Here is a 24,511-nt window from a genome sequence, read left to right on the forward strand (position 1 = left end):
GGCAGGCCGTCGGCCATGTGTGCGACCTGTTCACCGATGAAGAGTGCAACAACTTCTTCAAAGCGGCGGGGTACCAAGCCGATTAAACGCGAAATGCTCTAAACGCGACATGCTCTAGCCAGGGGATGTCTGGCGGGCCATTGATGACCCAAGATCACGCAGTGATGGGTTTCATCCACAAGGGCGGCCCGGACGAACCAAGGGACTTTGCTGCCACGCTTTCCGAGTCAAAGAGCTGGATCGCGACCCTCCCATAACCACAGAAGGGCACTGTGGCTAAGTTGGTGCCGATGGCAGGTCTCGCATTGTGAATGCTACCCAAATAATACCCACACTAAATCAACGCATCTGCAATGGGCCACGATCGCCTGCAAGTTTTTGTTTTTATTTATGTTTAATGGTGCCCGGGGGCGGAATCGAACCACCGACACGAGGATTTTCAATCCACTGCTCTACCCCTGAGCTACCCGGGCGGGTGAACGTCCAACGTTCAGGTTGGGGCGTTCTAGGTCGTCGGCTTCCGGGTGTCCAGAGGCAAAATCGGCAAAAATCAGTGCCGCGCGGGCGGCGTCGGCATCGCCTGATCGGCGATGTCGGGATCGTCCTCGGGGCCTTCGTCGGACGGGATCGCATAGCCGCCGGCCATCCATCTGCCAAGGTCGATATCGGCGCAGCGGCGGCTGCAGAAGGGGCGGTAGGCCGCGACTGTGGGCTTTCGGCAGATCGGACAGCTCATTCCGCCGCCTCCCCCGCCATGGCCTGCACCAGCGGCAGCCGCTCCCGCTTGCGGCTCAGTTCGAAATGGCCCAGCGGCGTCCATCCCACTAGCGCCGTTTCGACCGGGCAGGTGCGCAGCGCCGCGCGCAGGGCCTGTTCGAAGCCGCGGCGTTCCTTCTTGGGCATGGGCGCGAAATCGATCACGACCTGCCCGCCAAGCCCACGCAAACGAAGCGCGCGGGGCAAGGCACGCGCGGCGGCGATGTTCACCTTCAGGCCGACCGCCAGCCCCGCAGTGCCCCCGGTGTTCACATCCACGGCCACAAAGGCGCGGGTCGGTTCGACATAGATGTGCCCGCCGCCGGCAAGATCGGTACGCGGGCTGTCGAGGGCGGCGATCTGCTCGGCGGCCCCGTGGCTGTCGAAGCAGCCCGCGGTCGTCACAACGTCATGTGCGGCGACATCCGACCAGTCGCGCCACGCCAGCATGTCCGGACCTGGCCCGTCGAGCAGCAATTCCGGCGCGCCCTGCCGCTCGGCCGCGATGGCTGCGGCAAGATCGCGCGTCTCCACCAAGTCGGCGGCGATTTCGTCCTCGGGCGCGGTTGCCGCGGCGGAGCGCAGGATCACGCCGGGATCGTCGGGCAGGTCCATGTCCGCCAGCAGCGCGCGCAGGGCCACCCGCGTTTCCTCATCCTTGATGGAACGGGAAATGTTCGCCCCTGGCGCGCCCGGCGTGACGATGCAGTAGCGGCTCTTGAACAGGATGCGGTTCGTCAGCGGCACGGGCTTGCCCGGCTCGGGAAAGCCCGTCACCTGGAACAGGGCGGGCGCACCGGGGCTGAGTCCGTCACCGCCACGCACGTAACCGGGCCCGTCGGGCAGGGTCACGGCCCAGCCGCCCTGCCCCTTCAGCGCCCGCTCCGCCCTTCCGCGATAGATGGCACCGGGGCGCGGCAGATGTTCGGGCGCGTCCACCAACAGATCGTCGAGCACGCCGTCGCGCATCAACGCCGCGGCGGGGCGCCCGCGCCAGGTATCGATCAGTATCTGACTGCCCTTCATCGTGCCCCCCCCCAGACAGGGTAGCCCGCTGTGCGCAGCATGGTCGCGGTCTCTGCCAGGGGCAACCCTACGATGCCCGTGAACGACCCGGAGATCCAAGGGACGAACGCACCCGCCGGCCCCTGGATGCCATAGGCCCCCGCCTTGCCGCGCCAGTCGCCGGTGGCGATGTAGCCGTCGAGTTCAGGCGGGGTGAGTTGCTTCATCCGCACGCGGCTTTCGACCACGCGCGACCAGCTGCGAGAACCGCGGCGCACGCAGACGGCGGTGAACACCCGATGGCGCCGGCCCGACAGGTCGGTCAGGAATGCCCGTGCCTCGTTCGCGTCGGCTGGTTTGCCGAGAATCCGACGCCCCATCGCAACGGTCGTGTCGGCGCACAGCACGACATCGTCGTCCCCGGCACGGACCGCGGCCGCCTTGGTCTGCGCGATGCGCAGGCAATAGGGGCGCGGCGTTTCGCCCTTCAGCGGTGTTTCGTCAATCTCCGGCGGGCTCACATCATCGGGGGAAATCCCCAGAACGGCGAGCAATTCGCGCCGGCGGGGGCTGCCGGACCCCAGCACCAGCCGCGGCACGTCCGGCGCACTTGCACCGGACATCACCGCGTGGTCACTTGAAACGATAGTTGATCCGCCCCTTGGTGAGGTCATAAGGGGTCATTTCCACCTGAACCTTGTCGCCCGCAAGTACGCGGATCCGGTTCTTGCGCATCTTTCCTGCCGTATGTGCGATGATCTCATGGCCGTTCTCAAGCTCGACCCGGAATGTCGCGTTCGGCAGGAGTTCCTTCACGACGCCGGGAAATTCGAGCATTTCTTCCTTGGCCATGGTCACTCCGTTACAAACCGCCCGCCAAAGATGCGGGCACGCGACTAGATGCGCCATGGCGGCCCTTTTTTCAAGGACAAAACGGTTGCGACGTCCCAGCGCCGTCCTTCAGCGCCCGTGGCGCGCCGTCACGCCCCCGCGGCCAGCACGCAGACCAGCGTGAAGAGCCGCCGCGCCGTGGCATCGTCGGTCTCTGCCCTGCCCCGCAGAAGCGCGCGCAGCGATGCGGCACCCTCGGCATGGATCGCCCGGCGCGCCTCGTCCAGCCGTTCGATATCCGCCGGCGGCGCCGAGCGGACGGCCTCGTAATAGCTTTCGCAGATCGCGCCGTAATCTCTGACGATCTGGCGCAACTCGCCCAGCGACAGCGTGAACTGCGCGGCCGGGGTGCCATCGTCACCCGCAAGGTCGAACTGCAACCGGCTTTCGGCCAGCCCCAGGGTCAGCCGGTAAGGGCCTGGCCCTGCCGCACACGGCGCGAAGCTGTTCTCTTCGAGAAGGTCGAAGATCGCGACCGCCTGTTCCTGCGCGATTTCGGGGTTGGGCGCGCGCCCGTCCGGCGCATCGAGCACGATCTGGCAAAGCCGTGCGGTCATTCCGCCGCCTCGTTGAGCGCATCGAGCCGCGCGCGAACCGACAACCCATGTGCTTCGAGGCTTTCCGAGATTGCCAGCCGTTCCGCCGCGGGACCGATGGCCCGCAGCGCCGCGGGTGTCATGCGCGCCATGGTTGTGCGCTTCATGAAATCGAGCACCGAAAGCCCGCTGGAAAACCGTGCCGAGCGCGCAGTGGGCAGCACGTGGTTGGGCCCGCCGACATAGTCGCCAATCGCCTCGGGCGTCCAGCCGCCAAGGAAGATCGCCCCGGCATGGGGGATGCCTGCTGCCAGCGCCTCGGCATCCGAGGTGCAGATCTCGAGGTGTTCGGGCGCGATACGGTTGGCAAGCCGTGTCGCCTCGTCCATGTCGCGCACGGTGATGATCGCGCCGAAATCCGCCCAGCTTTTGCCAGCGATGGCGCGCCGCTCCAGCGTTTCCAGCCGCCGCGCCACGGCATCGGCGACCGCCTGCCCGAATCCCGAATCGTCGGTAATCAGGATGGCCTGCGCGCTTTCGTCGTGTTCCGCTTGGCTCAGCAGGTCGAGCGCGATCCAGTCCGGGTTGTTGTCGCCATCCGCGATCACAAGGATCTCGGACGGCCCCGCGATCATGTCGATGCCGACGCGCCCGAAGACCCGCCGCTTCGCCGCCGCCACATAGGCGTTGCCCGGTCCGGTGATTTTGTCCACGGGCGCGATCGTGTCGGTGCCATATGCCATCGCGGCGATCGCCTGCGCGCCGCCGATACGATAGACCGTGTCCACCCCCGCGATCCGGGCCGCGAGCAGCACCAGCGGATTGGCCACACCGTCAGGCGTCGGTGCACAGATCACAAGCCGCTCGACCCCGGCCACCTGCGCCGGGATCGCGTTCATCAGCACCGACGACGGATAGGATGCCAGCCCGCCCGGCACGTAAAGCCCCGCCGCGCCGACAGCGGTCCAGCGCCAGCCCAGCGTCGCACCGGATGCATCGGTCCACTGGTCGTCAGCGGGCAGTTGCCGCGCGTGATAGGCGCGGATGCGCTCGGCCGCGAGTTCCAGCGCCGCACGATCCTCGGCGCTGACGGCGGCACAGGCGGCTTCGATTTCGCTGTCGGTGAAGGCCAGCCGGTCGGGCGTCAGCGCCAGTCGGTCGAACCGTTCGGTCAGCTCGATCACCGCCGTATCGCCGCGCGCGCGCACATCCGCGATGATCGCCGCGACAGCGTCATCCACATCGGGTGCATCTTCGCGCTTGGCCGTCAGCAGCGCGGCGAAGGCCGCATCGAAATCGGGCCGGGAAGTATCGAGAAACTGCGCCATGATCGGTGTCCTTTACGCCCTGTTAACGGGCTGGCGGGCGCGCCTCAAGCGGTGGATTGCCGCGCACCGTCCCGAAGAGCCCGGTCAGTCCCGGTGCGCGGGCGCCTTCCCCGACGGCGCAACGTAGGGCCGGGTCACGTCCCGCAAGACCAGGTCGAGACATTCGACATCGACCCGTATCGCACCGTCGCCCGCAAGCGTCATGGTCAGGGTGCCCACCCCGTCCGCGCCCGGGGCGAAATCCAGCGACAGCAGGGACAGCACCATCTCGGCATCGCCCCGGTCGATCCCGCTCGAGGCCACGGACAGCGCATCGTTCACAACCAGCATGGACTGCACCCGTTCATAGGGGCGGCCCTGCCGTTCGGCACGGCCGCGGTCTTCCCAGCGGAACCGGTTCACCAGCAGCGCGAACTGCCGCCGCTTGGCGTCGAACCGCATCTCGGTCGCCGGAAACACCGCGTCCTGCACGAGCGCAGAGATCACCGGCACGTCGTCAGGCGCCTGCGCGACCAGCCGCAGCGGCGACTCGTCCCCGTCCTCGAACCTTGCGTCGGTCATGCGCGCACCCGTTCGATCCGCGCACCGCAGGCACCCAGCTTGTCCTCGACACGTTCGTAACCGCGGTCGAGATGGTAGACCCGGTTCACCACCGTCTCCCCCTCGGCCCCCAGACCTGCCAGGATCAGCGACACGCTGGCGCGCAGGTCCGTCGCCATCACGGGCGCGCCCTTCAGACGGTCCACGCCCGTCACCGTCGCCGTGCCGCCATGCACCTCGATCCGCGCGCCCATGCGCACCAGTTCGGGGGCGTGCATGAACCGGTTCTCGAAAATCCGTTCTTCCAGCACGCTGACCCCGTCCGCCGTCGCCAGCAACGCCATCATCTGCGCCTGAAGGTCCGTGGGAAAGCCGGGAAAGACCTCCGTCACCACGTCCACCGCCCGCACGCGGCCATTGCGCTGCGCGACGCGCAGCCCGCCATCAGTCTCGGTCACGTCGATCCCGGCCGCGTCCAGCTTTTCGCAGAACGCGCCCAGCAGTTCCACGCGCCCGCCGATCAGCTCCACCGCGCCGCCCGCGATGGCCGGGGCCAGCATGTAGGTGCCCATCTCGATCCGGTCGGGCACCACCGCATGGGTCGCACCGTGCAGCCGGTCCACGCCCTCCACGGTGATTGTGTCGGTGCCCGCACCGTCGATATGCGCGCCCATGGCCGTGAGGCACGCCGCAAGGTCCACGATTTCGGGCTCGCGCGCCGCGTTCTCGATCACGGTCGTGCCGCGCGCCAGCGTCGCCGCCATCAGCGTGTTCTCGGTCGCGCCCACCGACGCGAACCGAAGCGGCACCCGTGCCCCGCGAAGACCGCCGGGGGCCTTCGCGTGCAGGTAGCCGTCACGCAGCTCGACCTCGGCCCCCAGCGCCTCCAGTGCCGTCACGTGGATATCCATGGGGCGCGCGCCGATGGCGCAGCCGCCCGGAAGCGACACGACGGCCTGTCCCGTGCGCGCCAGAAGCGGCCCGAGCACGAGGTTCGACGCCCGCATTTTGCGCACGATTTCATAGTCCGCGACATGGCTGGTCAGCCCGTGGCTCGACAGGGCCACGACCTTGCCATCCTGCATGCGCTGCACCTCGACCCCGAGCGATTCCAGCAGCGCGCCCATGGTGGCGATGTCCGACAATCGCGGCGCGTTGGTCAGCGTCAGCGGATCCTCGGACAGCAGCGTCGCGGGCATCAGCGCGAGACAGGCGTTCTTGGCACCGGCAATCGGAATCGTGCCCGACAGTTCGGCGCCGCCGCGCACCACAATCTTGTCCATCTTCAGTCCTTCGGTGAGTCCGCGGGGCGGTTGTTTTCCGGTGCGGCGGCGTGGTCCCGGCGTTCGGGCGTGTGGTGTCCGTCCCGGTCCGGGGCGCGGCATTGCTTGCGTGCACGTGTCTGCGCCTTGCGCCGCGCAAGGTTCGCGCGCAGGGCAGACCCCAGTCGCGCGTCGCGTGCCGCATCCCTGCCCGAAGCCGTTGCGCGCCTGTCGGAAGACATGTCCTCTGTCATGGGCACATCCCTAACCCAGCCGCATGTCCGGGTCCAGATCGCGCCGCATGACAGGCGATGCCTCGCCGCGACGATGCAATGGCGGCGTGGGTGCCCCGCAGAAAAAAGCCTGGCCCAGCCGACCGGGGGCCTTGCGCCCTGCCCGCTTTGGGTCTATCAGCCCGCCACGCCGACGCGCATGCAGGCCGCAGTAGCTCAGTGGTAGAGCGCACCCTTGGTAAGGGTGAGGTCGGGAGTTCAATCCTCCCCTGCGGCACCATCTCGACGAATTTTCCGCTTTTTACGCCAATCCCCGCCGCACGAGAGCCTTATCCTTCCGACGGTGCACTCGGCACGTGGCCGGCCGTAGGCGCTTCGCTGCGTCCTTTATAAGGGGCGCCAAGCGTTCCACGCAGGCCCGCCTGCGCCGAGCGCTCGTGCAATAAGGCCTGCCGACGGACCTTGACCCGGCGCCACGGCTGGGGACCGCACCCTCAGGCAGGCCGCGCCGCCAGGTTTCACGGTTCACTGCGCAGACTGGATTGCCCGCCGCGCACCAACGATCCCCCACCACACCGTGCGACCCCACGCGACGCTGCGTGATCGCCGAGCCGGATGATGGCGCCGTTGAACATCGCTGTGCAGGGTCGAAGTGAAACGACCGCCGGACAGGTCGGACCTGCCCGAACGCCTGGAGGGCACGTGCTTCAGCCTGCGACCGGCCTCAGCGCGCGCATGATGCCAACCGACGGGAAACACGGGAATACGCAGCACAACCCACAAGGCTGCCGTTCCACGGCTGGCAGCTTTCCGGACCCGGCCCCGGAACGACGGACGCGCACGCGAGGCCAATGTAACAGGGTCAGGGCCATACGACGCGGGCGAACATGATCGGAAAGATGGCGCACCCAGTAGGATTCGAACCTACGACCTTCGCCTTCGGAGGGCGACACTCTATCCAGCTGAGCTATGGGTGCTTTTGCTGCGCTGTGCTTACGCGATTATTCCGCGGGTGAAAAGACGCGATCTGCACGGTCGTGCGTCACAATTACGGGTGAATCGCACCCCTTGCCGGTACCCTGCCCGAATGTGCCCCGCCCGCGCGCCCTTCGGCCTGGGTGTCAGGCGAAGAACTCGTGGCAAAGGTCCAGCGCGTCGATCAGCGCGTCGACCTCGGAGCAGGTGTTGTAAAGGCCAAAGGACGCCCTGCAGGTCGCGGGAACACCCATATGCGTCATCAGTGGCTGCGCGCAGTGATGCCCGGCCCGCACGGCAACGCCCTTCTTGTCCAGAACCGTTGAGATGTCATGGGCGTGGGCCGCGCCCTGCATGGTGAAGGAGAAGATCGCGGCCTTGTCCGCGGACTGCCCCTGCACGTTCAGCCAGTTCAGCCCGTCGAGCCGCGTGCGAGCATAGTCGCGCAAGCTTCGTTCATGGGCGGCGATGTTGTCCATCCCCAGCCCCATCATGTAGTCCAGCGCCGCCCCGAGCCCGATCATCTGCACGATGCCCGGTGTGCCCGCCTCGAACTTCATGGGCGGATCGTTATAGGTGACCGTGTCGCGGGTCACGTCGCGGATCATGTCGCCACCGCCCATGAACGGGCGCATCTCGGCGAAGCGGTCGGGCGCCACCCAAATCGCACCGGAACCGGACGGGCCATAGAGCTTGTGGCCGGTGATGGCGTAGAAATCGCAGCCGATATCGGCGATGTCCACGGGCATGTGCACCGCCGCCTGGCTGCCATCGACCAGCACGGGCACGCCGCGCGCATGGGCGGCCTGCGTGATCGCCTTCACGTCGACGACCGTGCCCAGCACGTTAGACAGGTGGGTAATCGCCACCAGTTTCGTGCGCGGCCCGATGGCGTCGATCACGCGCTGGGGGTCGAGATCGCCATTGGCGTCCACGTCCACCCATTTCAGCACCGCGCCCTGCCGTTCCCGCAGGAAGTGCCAAGGCACGATGTTGGCGTGATGCTCCATGATCGACAGCACGATCTCGTCACCCGGTTCGAACCGTGGCATGGCCCAGGCATGGGCGACCATGTTGATGCCTTCGGTGGTGCCCGAATTCATGACGATCCCGCGTTCGTCCGGCGCGTTAAGGAACCGCGCGATGGTCCCCCGCACGGCTTCGTATTTCTCCGTCGCGAGGTTGGACAGGAAATGCAGTCCGCGATGGACGTTTGCGTATTCCTCGGCATAGGCGCGGGTCACGGTATCGATCACCACCTGCGGCTTCTGCGCCGAGGCACCGTTGTCGAGATAGACAAGCGGCTTGCCGTTCACCTGCCGCGACAGGATCGGGAAATCGGCACGGATCTTATCGACGTCAAACACTGAAATCTCCCGGCACGACGATGCCCAGCAGCGCCAGCACAAGGCTGAGTGCGAAGGTGATCCCGAAGGCCGAAATCAGGATCATGAGGAACACGGGGCCAAGTTGCGTGAAACCGTGGGCGGCCGCGGTGAAATGCGTGAGCAGCCACAGGAAGATCACCAGCCCCACGATCCCGATGACATCCGCCAGCGGCGGCAGCACGAACAAGGCCGCAGTCTGCACCAGTTGCAGGCAGGCCATCACGAATTGCAGCCAGACCACCAGCGCCAGCGTATCCTCGAACACGCCCTGCCCGCCCATGCCGCGCCCGATGCGGTGGATGGCGTGCACCATCACGAACAGCAGCGCCAATTGCAGACCCCACATCACCATGGGATTGGCAAGATACGGGTTGTCCATCGGCGCGCCGCCCGTGGCGAAGATCAGGCTGCCTTGGCCAAGCACGACGGACACCGCCACGACCGTCACCAGCATCGTCCACAGTACGGGCGCGGGCAGGTTTTCCGCCATCACGCGCGCCGCCGCCGCGCGCGGGTCGCGCAGCGTGTCGATGGCTGCGGAGACAAGGCCGCGGGGGGTGAAGTCCAGCGATTGCGTGGTCATTGCGGGTATCTAGGCCCCTTGCGCTGCAGTCTCAATGTCGGCGGGACGCTCCGCCGCGCGCAGGTTGGCAAACCAGAGATAGCCAAAGAAGCCAAGCACAATCAGCCCCGCCAACATGTCGAGCGGCCCCGGACCGGCAAGACCCGACACGAGCCCCCGCAACAGCGCCAGCGGACTGATGGTCAAGAGCGTCCAGAACAGTGCCATGCGCGCGGTGCCGAAAGTTCCCTGCCCGCCCGCCATGCGCGCCACGAGACGGCTGAGCGCGGCGAGGGCATAGAAGAACAGCGGCGCCACGAACACCCAACCGAACAGCGCGCCTGCAAGCAGCGCATCGAGGGTGATCGTGTCGTCGATCGCCGCCTTGCGCGCCAGGCGCGGCCACTGCGCGATGAACAGAAGCGCGCAGGACAGCATCAGGAACATCAGCGCGCGGTCCTCGCGCGGGCCGCGGGCCAGGTGTCGGCGCATGACCTGCGCCGGGGTGCGGTAACTTTGCACGATGTCGCGCGTGACGCTCATGCCGCCTGCCTGCGCCGCGCCATCCAGCCTTGAAGACGCGCGAGGATACCATCGGCGAGGCGCTGGTCCTCGATCTCCTGAATCGCCTCGGCAAGGAAGGCCAAGGTCATCAGGTCCGTCGCCTCGCCCTCGGGCACCCCACGGGAGCGCAGATAGAACAGCCCCTCCTCGTCGATCGCGCCGGATGTCGAGCCGTGCGAACAGGCCACGTCGTCGGCGTAGATCTCAAGCTCCGGCTTGGCGAGGAACTGGCTGTCGTCATCCAGCAGAAGCGACTGGCTGATCTGATAGCCGTCGGTTTTCTGCGCGCCCTGCTTGACGAGGATCTTGCCCTGGAACACGCCGACGGCCCCGTTGCGCAGCACCTTCTTGAAGACCTGACGACTTTCGCAGCCAACGGCGTCGTGGGTCACGAATACCGTGTCGTCGTGGTGGAAATCCCCGTCACCAACGCAGGCGCCGGCCACATGGGCCACGCCGTCATCGCCGGTCAGTTCCACGACCACGTCGTTGCGCGTGAGCACACCGTTCATGGTCAGGGTGAAGGTCTTGAAGGTCGCCGCCTCCCCGAGTCGCGCGAAGATATGGGTCGCAGCACGGCGTTCGTGGTCGCGCCCCTGCGCGCGGACATGGTGGAACGCGCCGCCGGGGGCCACGTCCACCTCCATCACCTTGGTGAAGCGCGCGGCCGCGGGACCGTCCTCCAGAACCGTCAGGTCGGCACCGCCATCCACCTTTATCAGGTGATGCAGCAACGCATCCGACGTCTCGGACCGGTGCAGGTATTCCAGCGACACGGGACGCACAGCCTTGCCCGTCGCGTGGATGACGATCCCGTCCCGAGCAAAGGCGGTGTTCAGCGCCGCCAGCGGTCGTGCCACCGGGGACTGTCCGCGCGCTTCGAGCACGCCGTAAAGGTCGCGCGCCCAATGAATGTCGCGTGTGGCGACGTCGGACAACCGTTCGATGGTCACACCGGCCAGCGCCGGATCGTCCGACGCATCGGCATCGAAGACGCCATCCACGAACACGAGCCTCACCCGGTCGATGCCGTCGAAGATCGGTTCCTCAACCTCGCCCAGCAGGGCGGCGGGCGTGACCTCCGCTGCCGTCAACGTGTCGGGCTTGGTATATTTCCAGTATTCGTCCCGCCGCACGGGCAGGCCCGCCGCATGCAGCCGCGACAGCGCATCGGCCCGCGCGGGCGCAAGGCAGCCCGGCTCGTTCGGCAGGTCCAGCGACGCCAGCCGTGCCTCCAGCGTGTCCAGTTTCGGTTGCGGCAATGCCATCACGCCACCTCCGCCTTCAGACCCTCATAGCCGTTGTTTTCGACCTCCAGCGCCAGATCCGGCCCGCCGGACTTGATGATGCGTCCCTCTGACAGGATGTGCACCACGTCCGGCTTGATGTGATCCAGAAGCCGCTGATAGTGCGTGATGACGAGAAACGCCCGGCCTTCGTCGCGCAGCGCGTTCACGCCGTCCGCCACAAGCTTCATCGCGTCCACGTCGAGCCCGCTGTCGGTCTCGTCCAGGATGCACATCTTCGGTTCCAGCATGGCCATCTGCAGTATCTCGTTGCGCTTCTTCTCGCCGCCCGAGAAGCCAACGTTTACCGGGCGCTTGAGCATGTCGGCATCGATCTTCAACGCCTTGGCTTTTTCGCGCACGAGCTTCAGGAAGTCGCCCGCGCTGATCTCGTCCTCGCCGCGCGCCTTGCGCTGTGCGTTCAGCGCCGTGCGCAGGAAGGTCATGTTGCCGACGCCGGGGATTTCCACCGGATACTGGAACGCGAGGAAAAGGCCCGCCGCGGCGCGCTCTTCCGGTTCCATGTCGAGGATATCCTCGCCCTCCAGCGTCGCACTGCCATCGGTGACCGCATAGCCGTCGCGGCCAGACAGGACATAGGACAGGGTCGACTTGCCAGACCCGTTCGGCCCCATGATGGCGTGCACCGCCCCGGCCTCGACCGTCAGGTTCACACCGTTCAGGATCGCCTTGTCCTCTTCCTCAAGTTTGACGTGCAGGTTCTTGATTTCCAGCATTTTCTTCTTTCCGTTTCTCTGTGTCTTTGCGACAGCGTCAGTCCAGCGTCACGGCCGTGCCTGAGGCTGATACCATCAGCATGTTGTTGATGACCTCATAGTCGAGATCGACGCCCACGACGGCGTTTCCGCCGGCCTCGCGTGCGTGCAGCTCCATCTCGCGCAGGGCCGTTCCCCGCGCCTCTCCCAGGCTTTGCTCATACGCGCCGGAGCGCCCGCCGAGGATATCCGTGATTCCCGCGAACATGTCGCGGAACACGTTGGCGCCCAGGATCGCCTCGCCCACGACGATGCCGTGATAGGCAGTGATCCGGTGGCCTTCGACGGTGTTGGTCGTCGTCACGATCATCTGTCCATTCCCCTTGGGATGCCTGCGCGGCAACGGTTCGCCGTCGAACCAGTCGAGCCCAATGGCCATGGATTCAGCCCCTGTTCCGGTCGCTGTCGCGCCCGTTCCCGGCCCGGTCGTGGTCCAACGACCCCGCGACACGATAGGTCGCAAGCAACTGCACCGCCCCCATAAAGATCACGACGGCATAGACCGACGCGCCAGTGACCTGTTGCAGAACCACGCCCAGCGGCGCGGTCCCCGCCAACGCGACCAGCGCCGCCGTCAGAAGCACGCGCGGCGGAGCCTTGGCCCCGTGTGCGACCAGTGCACTGAAACTCGGCCGCGCCATGGATCAGCCCACCGACCCTTCGAGACTGATCGCCACAAGCTGCTGCGCCTCCATGGCGAACTCCATGGGCAGCGCCTGCAGCACCTCGCGGCAAAAGCCATTGACCACCAGAGCGACCGCCTCTTCCTCGTCCATGCCGCGTTGACGGCAGTAGAACAGCTGGTCGTCATCGACCTTGGAGGTTGTCGCCTCGTGCTCGACCCGGCTCGAATTGTTGCGCACCTCGATATACGGCACCGTGTGCGCGCCGCAGTCCGACCCGATCAGCAGGCTGTCGCACTGGGTGTAGTTGCGGCTGTTCTTCGCCTTCGGATGCATCGACACGAGCCCGCGATAGGTGTTCTGCGCGCGCCCCGCACTGATCCCCTTGGACACGATCCGCGACCGGGTGTTGCGGCCCAAATGCACCATCTTGGTGCCGGTGTCGGCCTGCTGGTAGTTGTTGGTGATGGCGATGGAATAGAACTCGCCCTGGCTGTCGTCGCCGCGCAGGATGCAGGACGGGTATTTCCACGTCACCGCCGACCCGGTTTCGACCTGTGTCCAGCTGACCTTCGACCGGTCGCCCCGGCAGTCGGCGCGCTTCGTGACGAAGTTGAAGATGCCGCCCTTGCCGTTCTCGTCACCCGGGAACCAGTTTTGGACGGTGGAATACTTCACTTCTGCGTCTTCGAGCGCGACGATTTCCACGACCGCGGCGTGCAACTGCGTCGTGTCGCGCTGCGGCGCGGTGCAGCCTTCGAGATAGCTGACATAGCTGCCCTTGTCGGCGATGATCAACGTACGCTCGAACTGGCCCGTATTCTCCGCGTTGATGCGGAAATAGGTGGACAGCTCCATCGGGCAGCGTACCCCCGGCGGAACGTAGACGAAGGACCCGTCAGAGAACACGGCCGAATTCAGCGTGGCGAAGTAGTTGTCCGACACCGGCACGACCGACCCGAGGTATTTCTTCACCAGCTCCGGATGCTCGCGGATCGCCTCCGAGATCGAACAGAAGATGACCCCGGCCTTTTTCAGTTCCGCCTGAAATGTCGTGCCCACGGACACGCTGTCGAACACCGCGTCCACGGCGACCTTGCGGCCTTCGGCGGGTGCGTCCTCCGCACCCTCGACCCCCGCGAGGATCATCTGCTCCTTCAGCGGGATGCCCAGCTTCTCGTAAGTCGCCAGCAGCTTCGGATCGACCTCGTCAAGCGACTTGGGCTTCACGTCCATGCTCTTGGGCCGCGCGTAGTAATACTGGTCCTGGTAGTCGATGGGCGGATAGTGGACCATCGCCCAATTCGGCTCGTCCATCTTCTGCCAGCGCGCCAATGCGCCAAGCCGCCATTCGGTCATCCATTCGGGTTCGTCGTTCTTGCTCGAGATCAGCTTGACGATATCGGCGTTCACGCCCTTGGGCGCGTAATCCATCTCGATCTCGGTTTCCCAGCCGTACTTGTACTTGCCGCCCATGGCCTGGACGGTTTCCACGGTCTCGCGGTCAACGCCGTCTCGCACTTCTGTGGTGTTGTCCAATGCAGCCATGTCCTTTGTCCTTCCTTTCGCGCCCCGTGGGCGCAACGTCCTGTCGTCCGCGGCCCGCCGGGCCGATGTTCATGCCGCCCGCGCGCGCGCCTTGGCGTAAGCTTTCCCCCACGCCTCGGCGAAGCGCAGAACCTGTCCCTCGGTCACATCCGGCCCGATCGAGATGCGCAACGCCTGCGCTGCCCGATCCGCCGGGAACCCCATCGCCCGCAGCACGCGGCTTTCGCGCAGCTTGCCGGACGAACAGGCCGACCCCGCCGATACCGCGAAGCCCGCAAGATCCATCGCCATCACCTGCGTTTCACCCTTCCAGCCGGGCGCGATCAGGCAGACGGTGTTGGGCAGACAGGCTCCACCGTTTCCGACAAAAATAGTCTCGTTTGATGCGGCTTCCAACGCCGAAATTAGAATATTTCTAATTCCGGCCACTTTTTCCCAGATACCGTCGGCCAGATCACGTGCCGCCGCTTCAGCTGCGGCCCCGAACCCCGCGATTCCAATAAGGTTCTCCGTGCCCGACCGGCGCCCCATTTCCTGTCCGCCGCCCCGGATCTGCGCCGTCACGTCCAGGCCGCGACGCAGCACCAGCGCACCGATCCCTTTGGGTCCACCCAATTTGTGCGCAGACACCAGGCCCATCTCGGCCCCGGACCAGTCGAATCCGATGGGCAGTTTGCCGAAGGCCTGGGTGAAATCGACCAGCGCAAGCCCCTCGGGCAGATCCTGCACCACGCCCGTCTCGCTGTTGGCCGCCTGAAGCACCGACTGCGCCGGTTCCGCGACGGTCACATGGCCCGCTCTATCCACCGGCAAATCCGGCGTGATCCAGCCCATGACCGCATCGTGCTCGATCTCTGCCCCGTGCAAGTCGCGCCCGGCCAGCGCCAGCGCCGCCGCCTCCGTCGCGCCGGACGTGAAGACGATGTCAGACGCCTGCGCGCCGAACGCCGCGGCCACCTGCGCGCGCGCGCGTTCCTTCAGCGCCGTCGCCGCGCGTCCCTCCGCGTGGACCGAGGACGGGTTGCCCACGACATCCATCGCCGCGATCATCGCCGCGCGCGCCTCGGGCCGCAGCGGCGCTGTCGCGTTCCAGTCGAGATAGACCCGGTCCCGCGCCATCACTCGTCCACGAAATTCAGCAGGCTCGGCACCGCGGGGCACGGGGCCAGCGCGTTGTTGACCACGTCCGACAAGCGTGTCTGGTGCAGGAAGACATAGACATGGGCGCTGAACCCTTCCCACAGCCGGTTGGTCAGGCTTTGCGCCTTGGACCCCGACAGGCCGCCCGACGCCGCGGCACCCTTGTGCATGGCGCTGACGGTCTCATCCACCGCCCCGAGTATGTCGGACACCCGGATCTCGGCGGCGGGTCGCGCCAGCCGGTATCCGCCGCCGGGGCCGCGCACCGACTCCACAAGCCCCGCGCGACGCAGCTTGACGAACAGCTGTTCAAGATAGGCCAGCGAGATCGCCTGCCGCCGCGAGATCGCGTTCAGCGTCACGAGATCGTCGGCAGGTTGCAACGCCATGTCCGTCAGCGCCACCATCGCGTAGCGGCCCTTCGTGCTCAGTTTCATCGCGCCATCCCCTTCGCCGCCATTGACCAATTGGCCCCGGATGGTTAGGTCCGTAACCTCGGAAAATCGACTCCGTTCCGCTGTTTAGAACGTTTCCAAACAAGATGCCAGCCCCGCAGCAGGGGCCGACCGCCCGCAAGAAAGACCGCGCACCAATGCCCGAGGTTATCTTTCCCGGCCCCGAAGGCCGGCTTGAAGGCCGCTACCATCCGCAGAAAAGCAAGGACGCGCCCATCGCCATCGTGCTGCATCCGCATCCGCAGTTCGGCGGCACGATGAACAACCGCGTGGTCTACAACCTGCATTATGCCTTCTACAACATGGGCTTCACGGTCATGCGGTTCAATTTCCGCGGCGTGGGGCGCAGCCAGGGCGAATACGACCAGGGCATCGGCGAACTCAGCGATGCGGCGTCCGCGCTGGATTACCTGCAATCCATGAACCAGAACGCCAAGCATTGCTGGGTCGCGGGGTTCTCGTTCGGGGCGTGGATCGGCATGCAGCTCCTGATGCGGCGCCCCGAGATCACCGGATTCATTTCCGTGTCGCCCCCGGCGAACATGTACGACTTTTCGTTCCTGGCCCCATGCCCGTCCTCGGGTCTGGTCATCAACGGCACGAACGACCGCGTCGCGCCGCCCGCCGACACCCGGACCCTCGTCGGCAAGTTGCACGAGCAGCGCGGCATCACCATAACGCACACGGAAATCGACGGCGCCGGGCATTTCTTCGAAGACCCGCACATGGACACGATGATCGGCACGGTCAGCGATTACGTTCGACAGCGCCTGACCGAAACGACCCGATGACCGCAGGCCGCGACCGGCTGGACCGTCAGCTCGATTTCCTTCTGGAGATCGACCAGCTGAAGCACATCACCCGCGCCTCGCCCATCGCGGACGGATCGCGCAAGGAAAACTCGGGCGAACATTCCTGGCATCTGGCGATGTTCGCGCTGGTGCTGGCGGACGAGGCCGGGCCGGGCGTGTCCATCGACCGGGTGATCAGGATGCTGCTGATCCACGACATCGTGGAGATCGACGCGGGCGACACCCCGATCCATGGGACGAACATCGACCTTGCCGCGCAGGCCAGGGCCGAGGCGCGCGCGGCTGACCGGCTGTTCGGGATGCTCCCCCCGGATCAGGCCGTTGCCTTGCGCGCGCTGTGGGAGGAGTTCGAGGCGGGAGAAACCGCGGACGCGCGGTTTGCCAAGGCGCTGGACCGTTGCCAGCCGCCGCTGCTGAACCTCGCATCCGGCGGCGGCAGCTGGGATGACTACAACGTGACGCTCGACCATATCGATACCCGCGTTGGCAAGCCCGCCCGGCGCGGCGCACCGGCCCTTTGGGACCGGGTGCGCGCGCGCATCAAACCGTGGTTCGACGCTCGGACCTGACGGCACGCTGCGCCGCGGCATATTTCTGCATACAGTCGCATACAAACGCTTTCCCGACTCCCTGCAACCGGGTATGACAGGTGTGCGCCCCGTTCCTGCAAGGAGAAATCTCGTGACCACGATCAAGGTGGACAACCCCGTCGTCGAAATGGACGGCGATGAGATGACACGCATCATCTGGGCCTTCATCAAGGACAAGCTGATCCTGCCCTATCTCGACATCGACCTGCGCTACTACGATCTGGGGATCGAGGCGCGGGACGACACCGACGACCAGATCACCGTGGACGCGGCCGAGGCGATCCGGGAACACGGCGTCGGCGTGAAATGCGCCACCATCACGCCGGATGAGCAGCGGATGGAGGAATTCGGGCTCAAGCGGATGTATCGCTCGCCCAACGGGACGATCCGCAACATCCTTGGCGGGGTCATCTTCCGCCAGCCGATCATCTGCCGCAACGTGCCGCGGCTCGTGCCCGGCTGGACCCAGCCTATCGTGGTCGGGCGGCATGCCTTCGGCGACCAGTATCGCGCGACGGATTTCCACTTTCCCGGCGCGGGGAGACTCACGATGAAATTCGTGGGCGAAGACGGCACCGTGATCGAGCGGGACGTCTATGACGCGGCGTCCGCGGGCGTGTTCATGGGGATGTACAACATCGACGACTCGATCCGCGATTTCGCGCGGGCGTCGTTGAACTACGGGCTGAAGCTCGGCTGGCCGGTGTATCTGTCCACCAAGAACACGATCCTCAAGGTCTATGACGGGCGCTTCAAGGACATCTTCCAAGAGGTCTACGAGGCCGAGTTCGCAGACCGGTTCAAGACGGCGGGCATCACCTACGAACACCGGCTGATCGACGACATGGTCGCCTGCGCCATGAAATGGTCGGGCGGCTATGTCTGGGCCTGCAAGAACTACGACGGCGACGTGCAGTCGGACACGGTGGCGCAGGGGTTCGGATCGCTCGGGCTGATGACAAGCGTCCTGATGACGCCCGACGGCAAGATCGTGGAGGCCGAAGCCGCCCACGGCACCGTCACCCGCCACTACCGCCAGCATCAGGCGGGCAAGGCCACGTCCACGAATTCCATCGCGTCGATCTATGCCTGGACCGGCGCGCTGCGCCACCGCGCGACGCTGGACGACAACGCGGCTCTGCTGACATTCGCCGAGACGCTGGAAAAGGTCGTCGTGCGGACGGTGGAATCGGGTTTCATGACCAAGGATCTCGCCCTGCTGGTCGGACCCGATCAGAAATGGCTGACCACGACCGGGTTCCTTGAAAAGGTGGACGAGAACCTGAACGCGGCGCTTGCGGGCTGACCTGCCCGGCAAAGCGGCACGGGTGTTCTCGACCGGTCCAATCCGCCCGTTCCGGGCACTGGGCGCTGGAACGCGCCAGCGCGGGCGCCTATAGCAGCCACATGCCCGGCCACATGCCACCCCCCGAAGCCGACGCCGTCCGCCACACCCCGCTGGAGGACGTGCAGGGCATTGGCCTCGGCATCCTGCTCTGCGGGTTCGGCATCACGATCCTTGGGCATCTCGGGTTCATGACCGGGCAGACCGCCGGTATCGCGCTGATCCTGTCCTATGTCACCGGTTACGGTTTCGGCGTGGTGTTCTTCGTCATCAACCTGCCGTTCTACTGGCTCGCATGGCGGCGCATGGGTCGGGAGTTCACGCTCAAGTCGCTCGCCTGCGTCACCGGCCTGTCGGTCGTGACCGAGGTCATGCCGCTGGGCGTCAGCTTCGCCGCCCTCGATCCTGCGCTCGGGGTGGTGCTGTTCGGGGCGGTGACGGGTCTCGGGCTTCTGGCGATCTTTCGCCACAAGGGCAGCCTCGGCGGGATCGGGGTCGTTGCGCTGATGGTGCAGGACCGCACCGGGTTCCGCGCAGGATACGTGCAGCTTGGGTCCGACGCGCTGATCTTCGCCGTGGCATGGTGGCTGTTCGAACCGCGCGTGGTGATCTATTCGCTGGCGGGCGCGGTGGTGCTGAACGGGGTCATTGCCTTCAACCACCGGCGCGACAGATATATCGCACCGTGAACGCGGCGCGCCGCACAGGCTGGACAGCCTTGCCGCCCGCGGACATGACAGAGGCGATGCCGCGAGCCGGCGCCACGGAGATGACAGCCGATGCCCGTCCATTACATCTTCCTCATCTGCGCGATCGTGACGGAGGTCGCGGCGACCTCGGCCCTGCCCGCGTCGCAGCAATTCACCCGGTTCTGGCCCAGCGTGATCGTGGTACTGGGTTATGCCGCGTCGTTCTTCTTTCTCTCCATGACGCTCAAGGTGCTGCCGGTAGGCGTGGTCTATGCCATGTGGTCGGGCCTGGGGATCATCGCGGTCGCGGCGCTGGGGTATTTTCTCTACCAGCAGCGGCTCGATCTGCCCGCGGTGCTGGGCATGACACTGATCGTGGCGGGCGTGGCAGTCATCAACCTGTTTTCCGCGACCACGCCGCACTGACGGCCGGAAAACCGGTACCACGCGGCCACAGCGCGGCACTGCGACGCGATTCCCCCTAGCCAAGCGGGCGGCGGGGCTTTACGGGGCACCCCAACACACCCCCTGCAAGGCTGACCGACATGGATCTGCGAAATATCGCAATCATTGCCCACGTGGACCACGGCAAGACGACTCTCGTGGACGAACTGCTCAAGCAATCGGGCGCATTCCGCGAAAACCAGTCCGTGGCCGAACGGGCCATGGACAGCAACGATCTCGAACGCGAACGCGGCATCACGATCCTGGCCAAGGCCACGAGCGTGGAATGGCACGGCACGCGCATCAATATCGTCGACACGCCCGGCCACGCCGATTTCGGCGGCGAGGTGGAGCGCATCCTGTCGATGGTCGACGGTGTGGTGCTGCTGGTGGACGCGGCCGAGGGCCCGATGCCCCAGACCAAGTTCGTCACCTCCAAGGCGCTGAAGCTGGGGCTGCGGCCCATCGTGGTACTCAACAAGGTCGACAAGCCCGACGCCGAACCCGACCGCGCGCTGAACGAAGTGTTCGATCTCTTCGCATCACTCGATGCCGATGACGACCAGCTCGATTTCCCCGTGCTCTACGCGTCGGGCCGGTCCGGCTGGGCCGATACCGAGCTTGACGGGCCGCGCAAGGATCTCGACGCGCTCTTCCAGCTTGTGATCGACCACGTGCCCGCGCCGCGCGTGCAGGCCAACCGCGAAGGTCCGTTCCAGATGCTGGCGACCACGCTGGGCGCCGATCCGTTCCTCGGCCGCATCCTGACGGGCCGGGTCGAATCCGGCACGCTCAAGGCCGGGGCGACCGTGAACGCGCTCTCGCGCGACGGCGCCAAGCTGGAATCGTTCCGCGTGTCCAAGATCCTCGCTTTCCGCGGGCTGGGCCAGCAGCCGATCGATCTGGCCGAAGCGGGCGACATCGTGTCCATCGCGGGCATGGCCAAGGCGACCGTGGCCGATACGCTTGTGGAACCGGGTCTCGACACGCCCCTGCCCGCGCAGCCCATCGACCCGCCCACGATCACCGTGACCTTCGGGATCAACGACAGCCCGCTTGCAGGGCGCGACGGCAAGAAGGTGCAGTCCCGCGTCATCCGCGACCGCCTGATGAAGGAAGCGGAATCCAACGTGGCCATCAAGGTCACAGACACCCCCGGCGGCGAAGCGTTCGAAGTCGCGGGTCGCGGCGAACTCCAGATGGGCGTGCTGATCGAGAACATGCGCCGCGAAGGGTTCGAGCTGTCGATTTCCCGCCCGCAGGTCGTGTTCCGCGAAGTGAACGGCCAGCAGCACGAACCCGTCGAGGAAGTCACCATCGACGTGGATGACGAATATTCCGGCGCGGTGATCGAAAAGCTGACCGGCACCCGCAAGGGCGATCTGGTGGAAATGAAACAGCAGGCCGGCAAGACCCGCATCGTGGCCCATGTCCCGTCGCGCGGGCTGATCGGCTATCACGGCGAATTCCTGACAGACACGCGCGGCACCGGCGTGCTCAACCGCGTTTTCCACGAATGGCGCCCCCATTGCGGGCCGATCCCGGGCCGTCGCGCGGGCGTGCTGATCTCGATGGAGGACGGCACGGCGGTGCCCTATGCGCTCTTCAACCTTGAAGACCGCGGGCGCATGTTCATCGGCGCGCAGGCCCCGGTCTACACGGGCATGATCATCGGGGAGCATTCGCGCGAAAACGATCTCGAGGTGAACCCGCTCAAGGGCAAGAAACTGACCAACGTGCGGGCAAGTGGCACCGACGAGGCGGTGCGCCTGACGCCCCATATCGAGATGACGCTGGAACAGGCCATCGCCTATATCGACGATGACGAACTGGTCGAGGTCACGCCGAACGCCATCCGCCTGCGCAAGCGGTTCCTCGATCCGCATGAACGCAAGCGCCAGTCGCGGGCGGCGAGTTGATCCACCGCTGATCCGCACGTCATGACACGCCAAGGGCGCGCCCGGTATCCCGCGGCGCGCCCTTTTCGCATGCGTTCCGGCTGTCGCGCAGCCGGATCGCAGGTCCAGCCGAGACGCCGGGATCACATCCCCAGCGCTTCCTTGTACATGTCGAGGATGGCTTCCTCCTCGGCAATGTCATCCTTGTCGCGCTTGCGCAGGGCGATGACCTTGCGCATCACCTTGGTGTCATAGCCGCGCCCCTTGGCCTCGGCCATGACCTCCTTCTGCTGGTCCGCGATTTCCTGCTTTTCCGCCTCCAGACGTTCGAACCGTTCGATGAACTGGCGCAGTTCCTCGGCGGTGACGTTGTAGCCGTCGGGTGTTCCGGTGTCGCTCATGGGTGCCCTTCCTGCCGCGCGTCCGCACATGCGGAGCCTTTGGCGGCGGGTCTAGCCCCGGCACCGGGCCGCCGCAAGACCGCGCGGGCTTGCGCCCCGCCCCGCGCAAGGCTACCTGCGCGGCACGGGCAAAGGGGGCAAGACCGGCATGGGCATACTCATCTGGATCGGTGCGGCAATCTCGCTGGCCGGGCTTGGCGGCATCGTCGCCTGCATCGTCAGGACGGTCCGCGCCCGGTGCGCCGGGCTCGATGACGATGCCTTGCGCGCCGTGCTGAAACGGATCGTGACCCTGAACCTCTTGGCGCTGCTCGTGTCGGCGCTGGGGCTGATGTGCGTGATGCTCGGGATCACACTGGGCTGATCCACCGCGTCAGACCGGCAGATTGTCGTGGAAGGCATCGAGGATCTCGGCCTCGAGTTCGGCGACGGCCTCGCGCAGATCGGCAGGCACGGTCTCGCCATGGCGCGCCATGTCATCGATCACGACCTGCAGCCGGTCGTGCAACGCCGCGGGGTCGTGATCCGGTCGGCCAAGCTCGGCCCGCAAGTCTTCTACCGCGCGTGTCATCCGTGCATGGGGCATGTCGTGGTCTCCTCTCGCTGGCGGCATCGCTGTCGCCGGTGGATGTCCCACCGGGCATTAAACACGATTCGCCATCCACCGTCTTGACCGGTGTCAAAGTCACGCACGTGGCGAGACGCTATCTGGTCTCTTGAAAAGACATATGCATTATCACATATGTATTCCGACCCGGCGCCGCCAGGCGAAACGCCATGCGACGCGGCGACGGAAAGGGTTTCTCGGCAATGGAAGGACACGCAGACATGCCGGTTGAATGGCTCTACGGACTGGGTGGCGGGCTCGTGATCGGGCTTGCTGGCGCGGTCTTTCTTCTGGCCAATGGCCGCATCATGGGGGCAAGCGGGATCGTCGGCGGGCTCGTCGATGGAACCGGCGCCGCCAACCGCACCGAGCGGCTTGCATTTCTGGCCGGGCTGATCGGTTTTCCGATGGTGATCGCACTGTTGTTCGGCTTCGTGCCCCCCGGCAACGTCACGACCAGTCCCGCACTGCTGATCGCCGCCGGTCTGCTGGTCGGGGTGGGAACGCGGCTGGCGAATGGATGCACGTCGGGCCACGGGGTCTGCGGCATCTCGCGCCTGTCGTTGCGCGGCATCGTTGCGACCGTCTTCTACATTCTCGCCGGCGGCCTGACCGTCGTGCTTTTCCGTCACATCCTGGGGATCATCTGATGCGCAATCTTCTTGCGGCCCTCGCCGGAGGGCTGTTCGGCACCGGACTTCTGCTGTCCGGCATGACCGATACGAAAAAGGTGCAGGGCTGGCTCGACGTGTTCGGGGCGTGGGACCCGACGCTGGCTTTCGTGATGGGCGGGGCGATCCTGCCGATGGCCGTCGCCTGGGTATTGGCCAAGGGGCGCCGCCCCTTGCTGGGCGGGAGCTTCCCGGAACGCAGCGCCCCCAAGCTGGGTCACAATCTCGTGGTCGGGTCCGTGCTGTTCGGCATGGGCTGGGGGCTGGTCGGGCTCTGCCCCGGTCCGGCTCTCGCATCGCTGAGCTTCGGCGGACCGCCGGTCTGGATCTTCACGCTTGCGATGCTGGGCGGCATGATCTTGGCCCCGGCGGTGCGCACACGTCTGGACGCGGCGACCGCGGCTGCATAAAAGCGGGCCATGGACATACGCCCCCTCACCCCCGACTATGCCGTGTCGCCCCAGATCGAACCCGCGGATGTTGCGGTGATCGCGGCGGCGGGCTTCACGACACTGATCTGCAACCGGCCCGATGGCGAAGTGACGCCGGACCTGCGCGCCGATGCCCTGCGCGCGGCCGCCGCGGAGGCAGGGTTGCACTTCGTCGAAAACCCGATGCTGCCCGGAACGCTCGACCCGGACACGCTCCGCACGCAGGCCGCGGCGATGGCCGACGCGACAGGCCCGGTGCTGGCCTATTGCGCGTCGGGCAACCGCTCGGCGATCCTGTGGTCGCTGGTGCGTGCGCCCGATCTCGGGGCCGATGGCGTGCTCGCAGCCACGCGGGCGGCAGGTTACGACCACAGCCCCTTCCGGGCCGCGTTCGACGCCGCCGCCGCGCAAGGCTGAATCTTCCGGCGCCCGGCGACCGGGTCACCTCACACCGATCTGCCCCGCGCACCGCCGCCGTGGCGCCATTGCAGACCGGGGACACAGCCGCATCCGCGCGAAGACCGTGCCGCCCAACATCTTCGCAAGGACGGCCCGGCGCGCACCGGCCCCCCCGCACCCATCGCCGCATCGGCATGGCCCCGTCGCCAGGTCCTCGCGCGGGCCACACATCACGGACTTCGCCGCGCGGCGCGGGCATTTCGCCGCCACGGGTGCGCGGCCCGACGCGCCGCCCCCCGCAGGTCAGCGTGCCACAGCGGGGACGACCACGGGGACAGGCGCAAGGGCCGGCTCAG

At 66.3% G+C, this 24,511-nt stretch carries 30 protein-coding genes and 3 tRNA genes; 11 read left to right on the forward strand and 22 right to left on the reverse strand.

Annotated features, from left to right (window positions below; all coding sequences use genetic code 11):
- Positions 1 to 398 precede the first annotated feature (398 nt).
- From DDE13_RS17025 to murA, 9 genes are all read right to left on the reverse strand, one after another.
- Positions 399 to 473: transfer RNA gene (locus DDE13_RS17025), tRNA-Phe, on the reverse strand.
- Between the two features lie 77 nt (positions 474 to 550).
- Positions 551 to 736 (reverse strand): DNA gyrase inhibitor YacG, encoded by a 186-nt coding sequence (locus DDE13_RS17030; RefSeq protein WP_111405482.1) that lies wholly within the window; start codon positions 734 to 736, stop codon positions 551 to 553.
- Complete coding sequence (locus DDE13_RS17035; protein WP_111405483.1) at positions 733 to 1,782, reverse strand: ribonuclease E/G; 1,050 nt, start codon at positions 1,780 to 1,782, stop codon at positions 733 to 735. The genes DDE13_RS17030 and DDE13_RS17035 overlap by 4 nt, the downstream gene beginning before the upstream one ends.
- Positions 1,779 to 2,384: a Maf family protein gene (locus DDE13_RS17040; protein WP_111405484.1), complete on the reverse strand. Its 606-nt coding sequence runs from the start codon at positions 2,382 to 2,384 to the stop codon at positions 1,779 to 1,781. The genes DDE13_RS17035 and DDE13_RS17040 overlap by 4 nt, the downstream gene beginning before the upstream one ends.
- Positions 2,385 to 2,394: 10 nt before the next feature.
- The gene (infA, locus tag DDE13_RS17045; RefSeq protein WP_011455993.1) at positions 2,395 to 2,613 is read right to left on the reverse strand and encodes a translation initiation factor IF-1; all 219 of its coding nucleotides are present in this window, start codon (positions 2,611 to 2,613) and stop codon (positions 2,395 to 2,397) included.
- A gap of 128 nt (positions 2,614 to 2,741) precedes the next feature.
- Positions 2,742 to 3,209, reverse strand: coding sequence for a UPF0262 family protein (locus tag DDE13_RS17050; protein WP_111405485.1), 468 nt, complete (start codon positions 3,207 to 3,209; stop codon positions 2,742 to 2,744).
- Positions 3,206 to 4,516 (reverse strand): histidinol dehydrogenase, encoded by a 1,311-nt coding sequence (hisD, locus tag DDE13_RS17055; protein ID WP_111405486.1) that lies wholly within the window; start codon positions 4,514 to 4,516, stop codon positions 3,206 to 3,208. The genes DDE13_RS17050 and hisD overlap by 4 nt, the downstream gene beginning before the upstream one ends.
- Positions 4,517 to 4,600: 84 nt before the next feature.
- Positions 4,601 to 5,077, reverse strand: a complete 477-nt coding sequence (locus tag DDE13_RS17060) for a DUF2948 family protein (protein ID WP_111405487.1) — start codon at positions 5,075 to 5,077, stop codon at positions 4,601 to 4,603.
- Positions 5,074 to 6,339 (reverse strand): UDP-N-acetylglucosamine 1-carboxyvinyltransferase, encoded by a 1,266-nt coding sequence (murA, locus tag DDE13_RS17065; RefSeq protein ID WP_111405488.1) that lies wholly within the window; start codon positions 6,337 to 6,339, stop codon positions 5,074 to 5,076. The genes DDE13_RS17060 and murA overlap by 4 nt, the downstream gene beginning before the upstream one ends.
- A gap of 417 nt (positions 6,340 to 6,756) precedes the next feature.
- On the opposite strand from murA, the gene DDE13_RS17075 reads away from it, so the two are divergent.
- Positions 6,757 to 6,831: transfer RNA gene (locus DDE13_RS17075), tRNA-Thr, on the forward strand.
- Between the two features lie 620 nt (positions 6,832 to 7,451).
- Here the strand turns inward: DDE13_RS17075 and DDE13_RS17080 are convergent.
- The 11 genes from DDE13_RS17080 to DDE13_RS17130 form a co-directional block, all read right to left on the reverse strand.
- Positions 7,452 to 7,528 (reverse strand) — tRNA-Arg (locus DDE13_RS17080).
- A 144-nt stretch (positions 7,529 to 7,672) separates the two neighbouring features.
- The gene (locus DDE13_RS17085; protein ID WP_111405490.1) at positions 7,673 to 8,893 is read right to left on the reverse strand and encodes a cysteine desulfurase; all 1,221 of its coding nucleotides are present in this window, start codon (positions 8,891 to 8,893) and stop codon (positions 7,673 to 7,675) included.
- The gene (locus DDE13_RS17090; protein WP_111405491.1) at positions 8,886 to 9,497 is read right to left on the reverse strand and encodes a Yip1 family protein; all 612 of its coding nucleotides are present in this window, start codon (positions 9,495 to 9,497) and stop codon (positions 8,886 to 8,888) included. Before DDE13_RS17090 ends, DDE13_RS17085 begins: the two co-directional genes overlap by 8 nt.
- Positions 9,498 to 9,506: 9 nt before the next feature.
- Positions 9,507 to 10,019: a YIP1 family protein gene (locus DDE13_RS17095; protein ID WP_111405492.1), complete on the reverse strand. Its 513-nt coding sequence runs from the start codon at positions 10,017 to 10,019 to the stop codon at positions 9,507 to 9,509.
- Entirely contained in the window at positions 10,016 to 11,308 is a 1,293-nt protein-coding gene (locus tag DDE13_RS17100) for a SufB/SufD family protein (RefSeq protein WP_111405493.1), read from the reverse strand. The genes DDE13_RS17095 and DDE13_RS17100 overlap by 4 nt, the downstream gene beginning before the upstream one ends.
- Entirely contained in the window at positions 11,308 to 12,063 is a 756-nt protein-coding gene (gene sufC, locus DDE13_RS17105; protein ID WP_111405494.1) for a Fe-S cluster assembly ATPase SufC, read from the reverse strand. Before sufC ends, DDE13_RS17100 begins: the two co-directional genes overlap by 1 nt.
- Positions 12,064 to 12,100: 37 nt before the next feature.
- Positions 12,101 to 12,412: a heavy metal-binding domain-containing protein gene (locus DDE13_RS17110; RefSeq protein WP_111405510.1), complete on the reverse strand. Its 312-nt coding sequence runs from the start codon at positions 12,410 to 12,412 to the stop codon at positions 12,101 to 12,103.
- Positions 12,413 to 12,485: 73 nt separating this feature from the next.
- Positions 12,486 to 12,743 (reverse strand): hypothetical protein, encoded by a 258-nt coding sequence (locus DDE13_RS17115; protein ID WP_111405495.1) that lies wholly within the window; start codon positions 12,741 to 12,743, stop codon positions 12,486 to 12,488.
- Positions 12,744 to 12,746: 3 nt separating this feature from the next.
- Positions 12,747 to 14,273, reverse strand: coding sequence for a Fe-S cluster assembly protein SufB (sufB, locus tag DDE13_RS17120; protein WP_111405496.1), 1,527 nt, complete (start codon positions 14,271 to 14,273; stop codon positions 12,747 to 12,749).
- Positions 14,274 to 14,342: 69 nt separating this feature from the next.
- A complete protein-coding gene (locus tag DDE13_RS17125; protein ID WP_111405497.1) occupies positions 14,343 to 15,392 on the reverse strand; it encodes a cysteine desulfurase family protein in 1,050 nt (349 codons plus the stop codon).
- Positions 15,392 to 15,850 carry a Fe-S cluster assembly transcriptional regulator IscR gene (locus DDE13_RS17130; protein ID WP_111405511.1) on the reverse strand — a complete coding sequence of 153 codons (459 nt, stop codon included), beginning with the start codon at positions 15,848 to 15,850 and terminating at the stop codon, positions 15,392 to 15,394. The genes DDE13_RS17125 and DDE13_RS17130 overlap by 1 nt, the downstream gene beginning before the upstream one ends.
- 155 nt (positions 15,851 to 16,005) lie before the next feature.
- On the opposite strand from DDE13_RS17130, the gene DDE13_RS17135 reads away from it, so the two are divergent.
- The 6 genes from DDE13_RS17135 (at position 16,006) to typA (ending at position 21,667) form a co-directional block, all read left to right on the forward strand.
- Positions 16,006 to 16,659: an alpha/beta hydrolase gene (locus tag DDE13_RS17135; RefSeq protein ID WP_111405498.1), complete on the forward strand. Its 654-nt coding sequence runs from the start codon at positions 16,006 to 16,008 to the stop codon at positions 16,657 to 16,659.
- Complete coding sequence (locus tag DDE13_RS17140; RefSeq protein ID WP_111405499.1) at positions 16,656 to 17,249, forward strand: HD domain-containing protein; 594 nt, start codon at positions 16,656 to 16,658, stop codon at positions 17,247 to 17,249. Before DDE13_RS17135 ends, DDE13_RS17140 begins: the two co-directional genes overlap by 4 nt.
- A 112-nt stretch (positions 17,250 to 17,361) precedes the next feature.
- On the forward strand, positions 17,362 to 18,576 hold the full coding sequence (locus DDE13_RS17145) for an NADP-dependent isocitrate dehydrogenase (protein ID WP_111405500.1): 1,215 nt from the start codon (positions 17,362 to 17,364) through the stop codon (positions 18,574 to 18,576).
- Positions 18,577 to 18,689: 113 nt separating this feature from the next.
- Complete coding sequence (locus DDE13_RS17150; RefSeq protein ID WP_235868748.1) at positions 18,690 to 19,304, forward strand: YitT family protein; 615 nt, start codon at positions 18,690 to 18,692, stop codon at positions 19,302 to 19,304.
- Between the two features lie 90 nt (positions 19,305 to 19,394).
- A complete protein-coding gene (locus tag DDE13_RS17155) occupies positions 19,395 to 19,730 on the forward strand; it encodes a DMT family transporter (protein WP_111405502.1) in 336 nt (111 codons plus the stop codon).
- Positions 19,731 to 19,849: 119 nt separating this feature from the next.
- The gene (gene typA / locus DDE13_RS17160) at positions 19,850 to 21,667 is read left to right on the forward strand and encodes a translational GTPase TypA (RefSeq protein WP_111405503.1); all 1,818 of its coding nucleotides are present in this window, start codon (positions 19,850 to 19,852) and stop codon (positions 21,665 to 21,667) included.
- 122 nt (positions 21,668 to 21,789) lie between these two features.
- Here typA and DDE13_RS17165 read toward each other — a convergent pair whose 3' ends face one another.
- Positions 21,790 to 22,047 carry a DUF2312 domain-containing protein gene (locus tag DDE13_RS17165; protein WP_111405504.1) on the reverse strand — a complete coding sequence of 86 codons (258 nt, stop codon included), beginning with the start codon at positions 22,045 to 22,047 and terminating at the stop codon, positions 21,790 to 21,792.
- 148 nt (positions 22,048 to 22,195) lie between these two features.
- Between DDE13_RS17165 and DDE13_RS17170 the strand changes: the two genes are divergently transcribed.
- Positions 22,196 to 22,411: a hypothetical protein gene (locus DDE13_RS17170; protein WP_111405505.1), complete on the forward strand. Its 216-nt coding sequence runs from the start codon at positions 22,196 to 22,198 to the stop codon at positions 22,409 to 22,411.
- 9 nt (positions 22,412 to 22,420) lie between these two features.
- Here the strand turns inward: DDE13_RS17170 and DDE13_RS17175 are convergent, their stop codons facing one another.
- Positions 22,421 to 22,633: a hypothetical protein gene (locus DDE13_RS17175; RefSeq protein ID WP_111405506.1), complete on the reverse strand. Its 213-nt coding sequence runs from the start codon at positions 22,631 to 22,633 to the stop codon at positions 22,421 to 22,423.
- A 242-nt stretch (positions 22,634 to 22,875) separates the two neighbouring features.
- Here DDE13_RS17175 and DDE13_RS17180 point away from each other — a divergent pair, with 242 nt between their 5' ends.
- From DDE13_RS17180 to DDE13_RS17190, 3 genes are read left to right on the forward strand one after another with little or no spacing between them, the layout of a single operon-like run.
- On the forward strand, positions 22,876 to 23,304 hold the full coding sequence (locus tag DDE13_RS17180) for a YeeE/YedE family protein (protein ID WP_111405507.1): 429 nt from the start codon (positions 22,876 to 22,878) through the stop codon (positions 23,302 to 23,304).
- Complete coding sequence (locus tag DDE13_RS17185; protein WP_111405508.1) at positions 23,304 to 23,735, forward strand: DUF6691 family protein; 432 nt, start codon at positions 23,304 to 23,306, stop codon at positions 23,733 to 23,735. Before DDE13_RS17180 ends, DDE13_RS17185 begins: the two co-directional genes overlap by 1 nt.
- A 9-nt stretch (positions 23,736 to 23,744) precedes the next feature.
- Positions 23,745 to 24,173 carry a TIGR01244 family sulfur transferase gene (locus DDE13_RS17190; RefSeq protein WP_111405509.1) on the forward strand — a complete coding sequence of 143 codons (429 nt, stop codon included), beginning with the start codon at positions 23,745 to 23,747 and terminating at the stop codon, positions 24,171 to 24,173.
- Positions 24,174 to 24,511 lie beyond the last annotated feature (338 nt).

This window comes from Meridianimarinicoccus zhengii (assembly GCF_003254465.1).
GTDB lineage: Bacteria > Pseudomonadota > Alphaproteobacteria > Rhodobacterales > Rhodobacteraceae > Meridianimarinicoccus > Meridianimarinicoccus zhengii.

Coding starts and splice junctions, on each gene's coding strand:
- DDE13_RS17030 (WP_111405482.1), bottom strand. CDS start 736: ATGAGCTGTCCGATCTGCCGAAAGCCCACAGTCGCGGCCTACCGCCCC.
- DDE13_RS17035 (WP_111405483.1), bottom strand. CDS start 1,782: ATGAAGGGCAGTCAGATACTGATCGATACCTGGCGCGGGCGCCCCGCC.
- DDE13_RS17040 (WP_111405484.1), bottom strand. CDS start 2,384: ATGTCCGGTGCAAGTGCGCCGGACGTGCCGCGGCTGGTGCTGGGGTCC.
- infA (WP_011455993.1), bottom strand. CDS start 2,613: ATGGCCAAGGAAGAAATGCTCGAATTTCCCGGCGTCGTGAAGGAACTC.
- DDE13_RS17050 (WP_111405485.1), bottom strand. CDS start 3,209: ATGACCGCACGGCTTTGCCAGATCGTGCTCGATGCGCCGGACGGGCGC.
- hisD (WP_111405486.1), bottom strand. CDS start 4,516: ATGGCGCAGTTTCTCGATACTTCCCGGCCCGATTTCGATGCGGCCTTC.
- DDE13_RS17060 (WP_111405487.1), bottom strand. CDS start 5,077: ATGACCGACGCAAGGTTCGAGGACGGGGACGAGTCGCCGCTGCGGCTG.
- murA (WP_111405488.1), bottom strand. CDS start 6,339: ATGGACAAGATTGTGGTGCGCGGCGGCGCCGAACTGTCGGGCACGATT.
- DDE13_RS17090 (WP_111405491.1), bottom strand. CDS start 9,497: ATGACCACGCAATCGCTGGACTTCACCCCCCGCGGCCTTGTCTCCGCA.
- DDE13_RS17095 (WP_111405492.1), bottom strand. CDS start 10,019: ATGAGCGTCACGCGCGACATCGTGCAAAGTTACCGCACCCCGGCGCAG.
- DDE13_RS17100 (WP_111405493.1), bottom strand. CDS start 11,308: ATGGCATTGCCGCAACCGAAACTGGACACGCTGGAGGCACGGCTGGCG.
- sufC (WP_111405494.1), bottom strand. CDS start 12,063: ATGCTGGAAATCAAGAACCTGCACGTCAAACTTGAGGAAGAGGACAAG.
- DDE13_RS17110 (WP_111405510.1), bottom strand. CDS start 12,412: ATGATCGTGACGACGACCAACACCGTCGAAGGCCACCGGATCACTGCC.
- DDE13_RS17115 (WP_111405495.1), bottom strand. CDS start 12,743: ATGGCGCGGCCGAGTTTCAGTGCACTGGTCGCACACGGGGCCAAGGCT.
- sufB (WP_111405496.1), bottom strand. CDS start 14,273: ATGGCTGCATTGGACAACACCACAGAAGTGCGAGACGGCGTTGACCGC.
- DDE13_RS17125 (WP_111405497.1), bottom strand. CDS start 15,392: ATGGCGCGGGACCGGGTCTATCTCGACTGGAACGCGACAGCGCCGCTG.
- DDE13_RS17130 (WP_111405511.1), bottom strand. CDS start 15,850: ATGAAACTGAGCACGAAGGGCCGCTACGCGATGGTGGCGCTGACGGAC.
- DDE13_RS17135 (WP_111405498.1), top strand. CDS start 16,006: ATGCCCGAGGTTATCTTTCCCGGCCCCGAAGGCCGGCTTGAAGGCCGC.
- DDE13_RS17140 (WP_111405499.1), top strand. CDS start 16,656: ATGACCGCAGGCCGCGACCGGCTGGACCGTCAGCTCGATTTCCTTCTG.
- DDE13_RS17150 (WP_235868748.1), top strand. CDS start 18,690: ATGCCACCCCCCGAAGCCGACGCCGTCCGCCACACCCCGCTGGAGGAC.
- DDE13_RS17155 (WP_111405502.1), top strand. CDS start 19,395: ATGCCCGTCCATTACATCTTCCTCATCTGCGCGATCGTGACGGAGGTC.
- typA (WP_111405503.1), top strand. CDS start 19,850: ATGGATCTGCGAAATATCGCAATCATTGCCCACGTGGACCACGGCAAG.
- DDE13_RS17165 (WP_111405504.1), bottom strand. CDS start 22,047: ATGAGCGACACCGGAACACCCGACGGCTACAACGTCACCGCCGAGGAA.
- DDE13_RS17170 (WP_111405505.1), top strand. CDS start 22,196: ATGGGCATACTCATCTGGATCGGTGCGGCAATCTCGCTGGCCGGGCTT.
- DDE13_RS17175 (WP_111405506.1), bottom strand. CDS start 22,633: ATGCCCCATGCACGGATGACACGCGCGGTAGAAGACTTGCGGGCCGAG.
- DDE13_RS17180 (WP_111405507.1), top strand. CDS start 22,876: ATGCCGGTTGAATGGCTCTACGGACTGGGTGGCGGGCTCGTGATCGGG.
- DDE13_RS17185 (WP_111405508.1), top strand. CDS start 23,304: ATGCGCAATCTTCTTGCGGCCCTCGCCGGAGGGCTGTTCGGCACCGGA.
- DDE13_RS17190 (WP_111405509.1), top strand. CDS start 23,745: ATGGACATACGCCCCCTCACCCCCGACTATGCCGTGTCGCCCCAGATC.